General features: G+C 62.0%; 15 protein-coding genes. 4 read left to right on the plus strand and 11 right to left on the minus strand.

Annotated features, from left to right (window positions below; all coding sequences use genetic code 11):
* Nucleotides 1-42 precede the first annotated feature (42 nt).
* The 10 genes from GRI68_RS11605 to GRI68_RS11650 form a co-directional block, all read right to left on the minus strand.
* Entirely contained in the window at nucleotides 43-711 is a 669-nt protein-coding gene (locus tag GRI68_RS11605) for a cell wall hydrolase (protein WP_234028789.1), read from the minus strand.
* Nucleotides 712-893: 182 nt separating this feature from the next.
* On the minus strand, nucleotides 894-1214 hold the full coding sequence (locus GRI68_RS11610) for a DUF1491 family protein (protein ID WP_160617395.1): 321 nt from the start codon (nucleotides 1212-1214) through the stop codon (nucleotides 894-896).
* A gap of 2 nt (nucleotides 1215-1216) precedes the next feature.
* The gene (locus GRI68_RS11615; protein ID WP_160617396.1) at nucleotides 1217-1699 is read right to left on the minus strand and encodes a PaaI family thioesterase; all 483 of its coding nucleotides are present in this window, start codon (nucleotides 1697-1699) and stop codon (nucleotides 1217-1219) included.
* A complete protein-coding gene (locus GRI68_RS11620) occupies nucleotides 1674-2135 on the minus strand; it encodes a PTS sugar transporter subunit IIA (RefSeq protein ID WP_160617397.1) in 462 nt (153 codons plus the stop codon). Before GRI68_RS11620 ends, GRI68_RS11615 begins: the two co-directional genes overlap by 26 nt.
* A 113-nt stretch (nucleotides 2136-2248) precedes the next feature.
* Nucleotides 2249-2821, minus strand: a complete 573-nt coding sequence (hpf, locus tag GRI68_RS11625) for a ribosome hibernation-promoting factor, HPF/YfiA family (protein ID WP_160617398.1) — start codon at nucleotides 2819-2821, stop codon at nucleotides 2249-2251.
* 86 nt (nucleotides 2822-2907) lie between these two features.
* Nucleotides 2908-3597 carry a DNA polymerase III subunit epsilon gene (gene dnaQ, locus GRI68_RS11630; RefSeq protein ID WP_160617399.1) on the minus strand — a complete coding sequence of 230 codons (690 nt, stop codon included), beginning with the start codon at nucleotides 3595-3597 and terminating at the stop codon, nucleotides 2908-2910.
* A gap of 56 nt (nucleotides 3598-3653) precedes the next feature.
* Nucleotides 3654-4253, minus strand: a complete 600-nt coding sequence (gene coaE, locus GRI68_RS11635) for a dephospho-CoA kinase (protein ID WP_160617400.1) — start codon at nucleotides 4251-4253, stop codon at nucleotides 3654-3656.
* Nucleotides 4250-5098, minus strand: coding sequence for a shikimate dehydrogenase family protein (locus GRI68_RS11640; RefSeq protein ID WP_160617401.1), 849 nt, complete (start codon nucleotides 5096-5098; stop codon nucleotides 4250-4252). Before GRI68_RS11640 ends, coaE begins: the two co-directional genes overlap by 4 nt.
* The gene (locus GRI68_RS11645) at nucleotides 5095-5682 is read right to left on the minus strand and encodes a Maf family protein (RefSeq protein WP_160617402.1); all 588 of its coding nucleotides are present in this window, start codon (nucleotides 5680-5682) and stop codon (nucleotides 5095-5097) included. The genes GRI68_RS11640 and GRI68_RS11645 overlap by 4 nt, the downstream gene beginning before the upstream one ends.
* Nucleotides 5683-5692: 10 nt before the next feature.
* A complete protein-coding gene (locus GRI68_RS11650; protein ID WP_160617403.1) occupies nucleotides 5693-6544 on the minus strand; it encodes a pyruvate, water dikinase regulatory protein in 852 nt (283 codons plus the stop codon).
* A 300-nt stretch (nucleotides 6545-6844) separates the two neighbouring features.
* Between GRI68_RS11650 and hemE the strand changes: the two genes are divergently transcribed.
* From hemE to GRI68_RS11670, 4 genes are all read left to right on the plus strand, one after another.
* Nucleotides 6845-7885 (plus strand): uroporphyrinogen decarboxylase, encoded by a 1041-nt coding sequence (gene hemE, locus GRI68_RS11655; RefSeq protein ID WP_160617404.1) that lies wholly within the window; start codon nucleotides 6845-6847, stop codon nucleotides 7883-7885.
* Between the two features lie 59 nt (nucleotides 7886-7944).
* On the plus strand, nucleotides 7945-8397 hold the full coding sequence (locus GRI68_RS11660; protein ID WP_160617405.1) for a CopD family protein: 453 nt from the start codon (nucleotides 7945-7947) through the stop codon (nucleotides 8395-8397).
* A 150-nt stretch (nucleotides 8398-8547) separates the two neighbouring features.
* Entirely contained in the window at nucleotides 8548-9813 is a 1266-nt protein-coding gene (gene rho / locus GRI68_RS11665; protein ID WP_160617406.1) for a transcription termination factor Rho, read from the plus strand.
* 1 nt (nucleotide 9814) lies between these two features.
* A complete protein-coding gene (locus tag GRI68_RS11670) occupies nucleotides 9815-10342 on the plus strand; it encodes an AAA family ATPase (RefSeq protein WP_160617407.1) in 528 nt (175 codons plus the stop codon).
* Here the strand turns inward: GRI68_RS11670 and GRI68_RS11675 are convergent.
* Nucleotides 10339-11913 (minus strand): FMN-binding glutamate synthase family protein, encoded by a 1575-nt coding sequence (locus GRI68_RS11675; protein ID WP_160617408.1) that lies wholly within the window; start codon nucleotides 11911-11913, stop codon nucleotides 10339-10341. The two genes, GRI68_RS11670 and GRI68_RS11675, sit on opposite strands and share 4 nt — an antisense overlap.
* Between the last annotated feature and the right edge of the window lie 6 nt (nucleotides 11914-11919).

Here is an 11919-nt window from a genome sequence, read left to right on the forward strand (position 1 = left end):
GCCCTGCCGGACGACGCCCTCGCTATTGGTTGGTTGCCGGGATCACTTGTAGAAGACGTGATTTCCGACCTGCGCGAGGCGCGTCAGGCGCCAGCGCGGATTGACGTAACGGGCGTGGAAGAACAGCGCGCCATCGACTTCGCTTTTCCATGTGCCTTCATGCGCGATCTGGGCGATCGCAACGGCGCGTTTCCAGGCATGCGAGCCATAGCGGATGGCAGGCATTCGGCCGCCACGCACGAAGCTGAATTGCGAGCGCTGGTAGACCACCCCGCAATAGGAATTGGGGAAGCGCCCCGATTTGGCGCGGCCGACGATTACGCGGCCGACGGCCAGCTGTCCGTCGAGCGATTCGCCGCGCGATTCGAAGTAGATCGCGCCGGCAAGGCACTGCATTTCGCGCGAGAGTTCGGTGAGGTGGGGCTGCTGGGCAACCAGATCGCCAAGCGAGGAAGCATCGAAGACTTCGGCTTCCTCTTCCTCGTAATCGGCAGGAATTTCCTGCGTCACTTCGTTGGACACGAAGGCGACCGGTGCGGTCGGTTCGGTGGCTTTGACCGCGAGGGCGGCTTCTGCCAGTTCGTTATCCCGTGCAAAGGCGCTCGAACCGTCGGCGCCGAACAGGAGTGTCAGAGTCGATACCGCGGTCGCAATCGTCGCGGCTCGTTTCAGCTTGTGGGTCATCCCGTCCAAACCAAGAGCGGTGGACATCCGAAGCAGGTTGCAAAAAGGCGGCGCGAGGGAGCGCGGGAAATGCCTGGTTGCGGCGGACCTGTCGGGTGGCCCCCGTCTGCGTGCTAGCTCGATCGACCGAATTGCCGACCACGCCGCCTACGCGTTTTGGGTGAGCGCCCTATTTACGCCGCAATCCGGCAAGTCAAGTAAAAGGTTCCTTATTCGTAGACGAACCGTTTGCCGTTTGCGATATCCAGTTCCACGATCCAGAGATCGGGATCCTGCGCCCCACGACGCTCAAGATACGCCGCCGCATCATCCTGTTTTTGCAGGATTTCTTCCCATTTTCGCGTGCCGTCCATCTGAGGCATTCGCTCATGGAGACCGATTGTTGCGCCATTTTCCACGCAAACGACCAGAATAGTTCCCGCGTCGCGTTCTCCGCGATTAAGTATTGTCGCAAATCCACCGGCCGATTCCACACGACGACGTAATCCCGCGACTTCGAGATGCGCAGGAATACGAACGTCTCCGGCCATGATTATTTTTTTCCGTAGCCGTCGAGGCCGGACAGAGCGATCCGCGAACGCATGAATGTGCCCGTCCCGCGGCCGACTTCCTCGCCCGACGCGTCGATAATCCGCGATTCGGCCACCAGCACCCGCCGCCTACCGCTGACCCAGTGTCCTTCTGCGCGGGCCTCGCCTACACCGATCGGGCGGGTAAAGTGGAGGTTGAACGCGGTGGTCAGCAGGAAACGATCCGATACCATCGTGTTCGCCGCGTAGAAGGCGGCATCGTCGAGCATCTTGAAGTAGAGCGTGCCATGTGCAGCACCCGCCGCATGGAAATGGCGCTCCTCGATCCGGAAATGGATCGTTGCGCGCCCTTCGCCTTCGACTTCGAGCTGCGAATCGAACAGCGCGTTGACCGGCGCCGAGCGGTAAAGCGACTCGAGCGCGCGCCAATGGAGCGCACCAGGCGCCTCCGCGCCGGATTCAGGCGGCGTCGCGGTCTTGTCCATTGGTAACGATCCCGTAGATCGCTTCGACGTCGGTCGCAGCGGAAAGGCGCGCGCGCAATTGTTCGTCACGCATCATCCGCGACAGGGCGGCCAATGCGTGGAGATGGGTGGCGCCGGCATTTTCGGGTGAAAGCAGCGCGCAGGCGAGTTCGACCGGCAGTCCGTCGGCCGCTTCGAAATCGATCGGCCGTTCGATCCGCACCAGTGCAGCGAGCGGCTTCTGGATTCCCGCGAGACGCGCATGCGGCAGCGCAACCCCGTTTCCGAACCCGGTGCTCCCCAGCGCCTCACGCTCGAGCAGCGCCTGCTCGACCTGGTCGGCATCGAGCCCGTACGTCTCGCCACAGACCTGCGCGAGGAAGCGCAGCGCGGCGGACTTGTCGGCAATGTCCGCGACGCGCACGGCTTCGACTTCCAGGGTGAAATGGGGATCCATCGTTCGATATATCTTAGCTGCAAAACACGGTCGAAATGGGGCGCGAAGCCCGTTTCAGCTCAATGAAAGGCTAAGCCGCAACGGAACCTGAATGCGCGGGCCTTCGGTCGGGCCTAGGACGGTTCGACCCATCCGATCGTCCCGTCGTGGCGGCGATAGACCATATTATGCCGCCCGGTGCCAGCGTTTTTGAACATCAGCGCATTGGTGTCGCGCAGGTCGAGCATCATCACCGCATCGGACACGCTCGCTTCGGGAACGTCGATCCGGGTTTCTGCGACGACCGGAGGAGAGTCTCCGAGTTCCTCGATCTCGGTGTCTTCGTCCTCGGCACCTTCGAACACCCTGTACGAAGCTTCTTCCACCTCGGCAGCATGTTCGGCCTGGTTGTGGCGATCCTGCAAGCGGCGCTTGTAGCGGCGCAACTGTTTCTCGATCTTTTCCGCCGCACCATCGAACGCGACATGCGCGTCGCCGGCTTCGGACGAGGCCTTGACGGTCAGACCGTGCATCACATGCATGACGATGTCGCAGCGCAGGCTGTGCGAGGACGCCTTGCCGAACGTGGCATGGGCCGAAATCGCCTTGGAGAAGAACTTGTCGGCAATCGCATTGAGGCGATCCTCGACATGAGATTGCAGCGCTTCACCGGTATCGACCTGGTGCCCTGACACGCGAATATCCATTTTCGTTCTCTCCTTGTCTGCCCGGCTTCATCGTGAGGGGATGCGACGTTCCGGGAATTCAATGGCCCGTTCTGTGCGCCGCGCCTTCATTGCCCCCAAAGGGGGGAATTGAGCGTTTCGACGAAAGCCTTGTGCGCAGCGAGTTCGTGTTCGCTTGCATGGTGGGGTCGCGGTTCGCGGCGCGGGCCGCGAGGGGCGGGGCGATGCGTCTCTGCCGTAACCTGCGTTTCGATTGTCTGCTCGGCAGCGAGTTCGAGTCCGATCTGTCGTCCACCGGTGAGCTCGACATAAACTTGGGCGAGCAATTCGGCATCGAGCAGCGCGCCGTGTTTCACCCGGTGGCTACGATCGATTCCGTAGCGGGTGCACAGCGCATCGAGCGAAAGCTTGGCACCGGGGTGCTTCTTGCGTGCAATCGCAATCGTATCGACCATGCGCGAGCGCGGGATCGGCTCGAAACCGCACAGACCCATTTCGCAATCGAGGAATCCCATGTCGAACCCGGCATTGTGCGCCACCAGCGGCGCATCGCCGAGGAATTCGAGCAATTCGTCGATCCTGTCCCGGAACAACGGCTTGTCGGAAAGGAAGGTGGCCGAGAGTCCGTGCACGCGCTCGGCCTCTTCGGGCATGTCGCGTTCGGGATTGAAATAGCCATGCCACGTCGCTCCGGTGGCGACCTTATTGACCATCTCGACACAGCCGATCTCGACCATGCGATCCCCCGTCTTGGGGTCGAGGCCAGTGGTTTCGGTATCGAACACGATTTCACGCATCGTTCGATATATCGGCCTGCACCCCCGCGCTGGCAAGGGGCGATCGTGACTTCGGATCAATCGCCCGCCGCGCGCAAACGGGAGGCGAGATCGGCGACTTGCCTGCGCGTCTCCGTGAGCGGGACACCGGTATCGATCACGTGATCGGCGCGGGCACGCTTTTCGGTGTCGGGCATCTGGAGCGCGAGGATTCGTTCGAACTTCTCCGCATCCATCCCAGGGCGCGAGAGCACACGCTCGCGCTGTTGCTCGAATGGGGCAGACACAACGACGATCGTATCGACCGCTTCATGCCCCCCTTTTTCGAAGAGAAGAGGAATGTCGAACACCACCATCGGTGCATCGGCATGCCGCTCAAGGAATCGCACCCGTTCACTGGCGACTGCCGGATGGATAATCGCCTCCAGGCGCGCGAGCGCGTCCGGGTCTCCGAATACCAGTTTGCCCAGCCGATCGCGATCGACGCCATCAGGCCCGGTCGATCCGGGAAAGGCATCTTCGATGGCGGGGAGCATCGCGCCGCCCGCCCCCTGCATGGCACGCACCTGCGCATCCGCATCGAACACAGGCACGCCTTCGTCGACGAACATCGCCGCGACCGTGCTCTTGCCCATCCCGATCGAACCCGTGAGGCCGATGATCTTCGGCGTCTTCATACCAGGCTTTCCAGCAGCGCTTGGTCCGCTCTGCGATCCGGGGCCTGACCGAACATTTTCTCGAACGAGACCGCAGCCTGGCCAAGCAGCATCGCGCGCCCGTCGATCGTTTCGAATCCCGCCGCACGGGCCGCTTCGAGAAAGGGCGTGTCGATCGGGTCGGTGACGATATCGTAAAATATGCTGCCCGGGGGAGCATGGCTGATATCGAACGGAAGCGGATCGTGCCCACGCATGCCGAGCGGGGTTGCATTGACCACCAGGTCGCAACATCCTTCGCGCTCGTCGAAGGGAAAATCGGTTGGCCCGGCGAATTGGGCGATGGCCGCCGTATGATGGTCACCGGGCAGTCCGAGGGCTTCGATCATGCGGTTTGCCCGACCCGGATCGCGGCCCGCAACCACCAGCACGAACCCCTTGTCGGCCAGCGCCGAGCAGATCGCCCGCGCCGCGCCGCCCGTCCCCATGACCCGCGCCATTCGAAAGAGATGACGCTCGCTCAAGCGATCGCGCAACGGCTCAAGAAAACCTTCCCCGTCGGTGTTGTAGCCGACCAGATCGGCTCCCTCGCGGACGACGAGATTGACCGCATCGAGCTTTTCCGCCCCTGGATCGAGCCTGTCGCAATAGGCTGGTGCCGACATCTTGAGCGGCATGGTAATATTGCAGCCGCACCAGTTCGGATCGTCGCGGCGTTCGTCGAGATAAGGCTTCAGCAGCGGCTCGATGACGGTCTGATAGCGGTATTCAGCGTCAATTCCTGCGCGCGCCAGCCAGTGTGAGTGAATGGCGGGCGATTTCGACTGCGCTACCGGTTGGCCGATGACCTCGCCATAACGGGTCACGAAGCGATCACCCCGCGACCGCGCAACGCGCTGAGCACGCCGATGAGCGGCATACCGAGGATCGTAAAATAGTCTCCCCGTACCGCTTCGAACAGCGTCGGGCCGAGCGCTTCGATCCGGAATACACCTACGCTATGGCCAACTTCGGGCCATTCCCTGTCCAGGTAATCGGCGATAAAATCCTCCGACAATGTGCGGACCCGGAGTTCAGCTCTGTCGATTACGCGTTCGACCACATCGTGTCGATCCGCCAATACCGCCGCGCTGCATAAGTCTATTGTCTTACCAGAGAAAAATCTAAGATGGCTCGCGGCGTCTTCACGATCTTCCGGCTTGTCGAACCGTCGCCCCGCAACCGTCACCACCGAATCGCCCCCGAGCACAAGCGCGTCGGGGCGGGTAGCGGACACGGCCAATGCCTTAGCCTCTGCTAGGGCCAGCGCGATGTCCTCGGGAGCGGCATTGCCCAGTCGTGCCTCGAGCGCACGCTCGTCGACATCCGCCCCGACCGCCTCGTGCGCGATCCCGCATTGGTCGAGCATCGCCCGGCGTGTCGCGCTGTTGGAAGCGAGAATGAGCTTCATCGTCCGCGTTTCACGAGGACAGCGGGGCGTTCATGTCCCCTTGCTCCCGCTTTTCCCGACGCTGTTGGAGCAGCCGGATCACCGCCGCGGCGGTTTCCTCGATCGAGCGGCGAGTCACATCGATCACCGGCCAGTCATTATCGGCGAAGATCCGGCGCGCGAATTTAAGTTCCTCCGAAACATGGTCTTCGTCTGTATAAGAAGTCTCGTCGCGCTCCCCTACGGTCAGCAAGCGATTGCGACGGATCTCGATCAATCGCTTGGGCGCCGTCGTCAGGCCCACCACCATCGGCGATTTCAGCCGGAACAGGATATCGGGCGGTGGGCTTTCCAGGACCAACGGAATGTTGGCCGTCTTGTAACCGCGATTGGCAAGGTAGATCGAGGTTGGGGTCTTCGAACTGCGGGACACGCCGGCCAGCACGATATCGGCCTCTTCCCATTCCTCGCTCAGCAAGCCGTCATCATGCGCGATGGTGTAATGAATCGCATCCACGCGATCGAAATAGGCTTCGTCCATCGTGTGCTGGCGCCCGGGCCGGGCGCGCGCCTGACGGCCGAGCGCTTCCTCGAGCGCGGTCAGCACCGGGTCGAGCGGGGACACCGCAGGTATGTCGAGCGACCGACAGCGATCTTCCAGCGCCGAGCGGATTTCTCCGCTCGCCATGGTAAAGAGCACGATGCCCGGATGCTTCGCGACATCGGCTATAATCCGTTCCAGTCCTTGCTTGGAGCGAACCAGGGGCCAGAAATGGCGCTTGATATCGGCGCCTTCGAATTGCGCGACCGCGGCCTTCGCCAGCATGTCGAGCGTTTCTCCGGTCGAATCGGAAATGAGGTGGAGGTTGAGGAGCTGGGTCATGTGGATACGCCTGCGGATAAACCACGGGAGAGGCCCGGTGACAATTCCGGCATACCGTTTTGCCGCCGCTGCGAGTCATTTTCTTTGGCGATTTCTGGACAGGGACAGAGTCCGCCCACAGCCTGTGGAGAGTGGGGACGAGATTCCGATTGACGCGGGGCGAGGCGGAGTCGCTCCTGTCAATCAAGGCTGGAACAGGACTCGCAAATCGGGCAGGGCGGCGCCGTCCCCGCTATCCACAGGACAACAGACTACAGCACCCTCTTTATTCCTTTAATTATTTTTGGTCTTTTCTCTTCCATGACGAGCGCTCTGATCCGAACCCTGCGTGGCGAAAACGTGGTGCCGCGCCCCCTCTGGCTAATGCGGCAGGCGGGGCGTTATCTCCCGGAATACCGTGCCTTACGCGCCGAAAAGGGCGGGTTCCTCGACCTCGTCTACGATCACGAAGCCGCGGCGGAGATCACGTTGCAGCCGCTGCAACGGTTCGATTTCGACGGGGCAATCCTGTTTTCCGACATCCTGATCGTGCCGCATGCGCTGGGCCAGGGGCTGACCTTCGTTGCCGGCGAGGGGCCGCGCCTTTCGCCGCCGCTCACCGAGGCGGAACTCGATTCCTTCGATCCGGCGCCAGAGCATTACGAGGCCGTGTGGCGTACGGTCGCATTGTTGGCGAAAGAGCTGGGACCCGAGAAGACATTGATCGGCTTTTCGGGCGCGCCGTGGACCGTCGCGACCTACATGGTCGCCGGGCAGGGCAGCAAGGAACAGGCCCCGGCACGCCAGCTTGCCTATCGCGATCCGGCGCGCTTCCAGGCGATCATCGACCGGATCGTCGAAAGCACGATCAATTACCTCGACGGGCAGGTCGAAGCCGGTGCACAGGCGCTGCAAGTGTTCGATTCGTGGAGCGGCAGCCTCGCCCCCGACGAATTCGAACGCTGGGTGATCGCGCCGACGGCGCAGATCGTTTCGGAAATGAAGCGCCGTCGCCCCGATACCCCGATCATCGGGTTTCCCAAGGGCGCGGGTGCCAAGCTTCCGGCCTATGTTCGCGAAACCGGCGTCGATGCGGTCGGGCTCGACGAAACGGTCGATCCGCGCTGGGCGCATGACGTGCTGCCCGACGGTTTGCCGGTGCAGGGCAATTTCGATCCGCAATTGCTGCTGTCCGGCAGCGGCCGGATCGAGAGCAGGTCGCGCGAAATCCTCGATGCGCTGGCCGGGCGCCCGCACATCTTCAACCTCGGTCACGGCATCGATCGCTTTACGCCGATCGAAAATGTGGAACGGCTCGTCGCTGCGGTGAAGGGCTGGACCCCCGGTAATGGGGAGGGCTAACCGATCCGGTCCGAAAATAGCCCCATGACGCGCCCGTCCGGGCCGTCTATTGCGAATCCATGCAGGAAGCTCTGGCGATGATCTATCTGTGGCTGAAGGCGGGACATATCGCGTTCGTCATCTTCTGGATGGCGGGGCTGTTCATGCTTCCGCGCTACTTCGTCTACCACCAGGAAGCGGCGCCGGATTCGGCCGAGAACGCGCAATGGATCGAGCGCGAGCAGAAGCTGCTCAAGATCATCCTGATGCCCTCGATCATCGTGGTCTGGATCCTCGGTCTCTCGCTCGCCTGGGTAACCGGCGCGTTCACGCAAGGCTGGTTCCACATCAAGCTGATGCTGGTGATCCTGCTGTCGGGCTATCACGGCTGGCTGGTGAGCTATGCGAAAAAGCTCGCTCGCGGCGAACGGCCGATCGACGGGAAGAAACTGCGGCTGCTCAACGAGGTGCCCGGAATTGCCGCGATCCTGATCGTGATCGCAGTCGTGGTCCTGCCGAGCGTCCTGGCCTGACAGCGCGGAATTCGTTGACGCTGCCGCAGCTGCGTCATACATCCGTCGAACCGACCGGTGCGGCCGCAGGGACTTCCTGCCGCCAGGTCCGCGTTCTCCACGCCCACAGACCTTCCGGCTATCAAATATTTTACTGAAAAGACACGATACATGCATCTCAAAGACTTGAAACTCAAAGCACCGGCCGATCTGGTCTCGATGGCCGAGGAACTCGGTGTCGAAGGCGCGTCGACCATGCGCCGACAGGACCTGATGTTCTGCATCCTGCGCGAGCTCGCAGAGGATGAGGAATACGAAGACAAGATCATGGGCATCGGCACGATCGAAGTGCTGCAGGACGGCTTCGGCTTCCTCCGTTCGCCCGAAGCGAACTATCTCGCCGGCCCGGACGATATTTACGTGTCGCCCAATCAGGTCCGCAAATGGGGCCTGCGCACCGGCGATACGGTCGAAGGCGAAATTCGCGCGCCGCAGGAAGGCGAGCGTTATTTCGCGCTGACTAAGCTCACCGAGGTCAATTTCGAAGACCCCGACCAGGTTCGCCACCGCACCAATTTCGACAATCTGACGCCGCTCTATCCCGACCAGAAACTGTCGCTCGATACGCTCGATCCGACCGTGGTCGACAAGAGCGCGCGGGTGATCGACATCATCTCGCCGCAGGGCAAGGGTCAGCGCGCGCTGATCGTCGCTCCGCCGCGCACCGGTAAGACGGTGCTGCTGCAGAACATCGCCAAGGCGATCACCGACAACCACCCCGAAGTGTTCCTGCTGGTCCTGCTCGTCGACGAGCGTCCCGAGGAAGTCACCGACATGCAGCGCTCGGTCAATGGCGAGGTCATTTCCTCGACATTCGACGAGCCGGCCAACCGCCATGTGCAGGTCGCCGAAATGGTGATCGAGAAGGCGAAGCGCCTGGTCGAGCACAAGAAAGACGTCGTGATCCTGCTCGACTCGATCACGCGTCTCGGCCGCGCCTACAACACCGTGGTACCTAGCTCGGGCAAGGTGCTGACCGGCGGTGTCGACGCCAATGCGCTCCAGCGTCCGAAGCGTTTCTTCGGCGCGGCCCGCAACATCGAAGAAGGCGGCTCGCTCTCGATCATCGCCACTGCGCTGATCGACACCGGCAGCCGGATGGACGAGGTTATCTTCGAAGAGTTCAAGGGCACCGGTAACAGCGAAATCGTGCTCGACCGCAAGGTCGCCGACAAGCGCATCTTCCCGGCGCTCGATGTTGGCAAGTCCGGCACCCGCAAGGAAGAGCTGTTGGTCGAGAAGGACAAGCTTTCGAAGATGTGGGTCCTGCGCCGGATTCTCATGCAGATGGGCACGATCGACGCGATGGAATTCCTCCTCGACAAGATGAAGGATTCCAAGACCAACGAAGACTTCTTCGACACGATGAATCAGTAACGTGGTTTCGCGTCTGGTCGTCACCGGCGCGCCAGGTGCGGGCAAATCTACCCTGCTGGAAACTCTGGCGGCGCGAGGCATGGCGGTCGAACGCGAGGTTGCGCGCAGCATTCTGCAAGCGCCGGGCGGCATGGAGATGCGTGCCCGGCGTCCGCAGGATTTCGCGCGCGCCATGCTCGAGGCCGAAAGCGCTGCTTATGCACGGGCTGCGATGAATTGCGGCGCGACGCTATTCGATCGGGGCTTTCCGGACATCGCCGGTTTCCTGAAGGTCGAAGGTTTGCCGGTGATCGATGCTGTGGAACGAGCATGCCGCGACAGGCGCTACACCGGCCCGATCTTCCGCGCGCCACCCTGGCGCGAGATCTATTGGCAGGATGAGGAGCGGATTCAGGACTGGGATGGGGCCGTGGCCAGCGATGCAGCGATTTGCGCCGCTTGGCGGATGTACGGTTACGAATTGATCGACCTGCCGCTCGCCTCAGCCGATGAGCGTGCCGATTTCGTGCTCAGGCAGCAGTCGAACTAGCTCCCGCAGTCAAAACTCTCTGCACTGGCGGCATTCCAGGCCGGGCCGAGCAGTGTGCTGTCGGCATCGTCGAGCAATTGGCCTTCCTCGACGAAGGAATAAATCCGGTCGATCGGCAGTGATTTCGCGCCGTTCAAACGTTCGCGCATATCGCCAGGACGAATCTCCCACGGGCTTTCGAGACCCATGGCGACGGTGATTTCGCGCAGCGAATGGAGAGTCTGGCGCTGGAACCGGGCGATGCGCGGCGCCTTGTCCTCGACCACGAGGCCGCGCTGGCGCCATGGGGTCTGGGTCGCGATGCCGGTCGGGCAATTCCCGGTATGACACTGCATAGACTGGATGCATCCGGTCGCGAACATGAAGGGACGGGCTGCGTTGCAATAGTCGGTGCCGAGAGCGAAGCTGACGGCCATCTGGGCACCCGAATGGATCTTCCCCGCAGATGCGATCTTCACGCGCGATTTCAGCCCGGTTCCGACCAGCATGTTGCGCACCCAGATCGTCCCTTCGCGCAGCGGCATGCCGACGCGGTTGGACAATTCCAGCGGCGCGGCACCGGTGCCACCTTCGGCGCCGTCGACGGTGATGAAATCGGGCGTGATGCCGGTTTCCATCATCGCCTTGCCCAGCGCCATCACTTCATGCGGTTTGCCGACGCAAAGCTTGAATCCGACCGGCTTTCCGCCGCTCAATTCGCGCAATTGCGCGACCCATTCAAGCAGTCCGATCGGAGTGGAGAAGGTCGAATGGGCGGCAGGGGAGGTCACCGTCTCACCCACGGGCACGCCGCGCGCCTCCGCGATCTCTTCGGTCACCTTTTCGCCTGGCAGCACACCGCCATGACCCGGCTTGGCGCCCTGGCTTAGCTTGATCTCGATCATCTTGACCTGTTCGCCGGTCGCATTGTCGGCGAACTTGTCGGGATCGAACTGGCCGTTGAAACCGCGACAGCCGAAATAACCGCTGCCGATTTCCCAGATCAGGTCGCCACCATGCCTGCGATGATATTTCGAGATGCTGCCTTCGCCCGTATTGTGGGCGAAGCTGCCGATCTTGGCGCCGAGATTGAGTGCTTCGATCGCACGCGCCGATAGCGAACCGAAGCTCATGGCCGAAATGTTGAGCAGGGCGGCATCGTAGGGTTGTCTGCAATCGGGTCCGCCGATTTTCACGCGCCAGAATTCGGGCGCATCCTCGCGCGGAACGATCGAATGGCTGAGCCACTCGTATTCTTCCGAATAGACGTCGAGTTCGGTGCCCATCGGGTGCGCATCGAGATCGCCCTTGGCCCGGGCATAGACGAGCGCGCGTTCCTGATGACTGAACGGGCGGCCCTCCAGATCGTCCTCGACGATATAGGCCTGCGCGAACGGGCGGATATCTTCCATCAGCCAGCGAATTCGGGAGACCAGCGGATAGTTGCGACGCAACGTGTGTTCGGACTGAAAGAAATCGATCCATGCCAGCACAGCCAGCGGGACGAGCAGGATCAGTGTGGGCCACCACAGCAGCGCCAGCCCGAAGGCAAGGGCGGTGACGAGCAGCGGAAGGATATAGCGCCAGGGCATTCGCGT

It is taken from the genome of Alteriqipengyuania halimionae (assembly GCF_009827575.1).
Lineage (GTDB): Bacteria > Pseudomonadota > Alphaproteobacteria > Sphingomonadales > Sphingomonadaceae > Alteriqipengyuania_A > Alteriqipengyuania_A halimionae.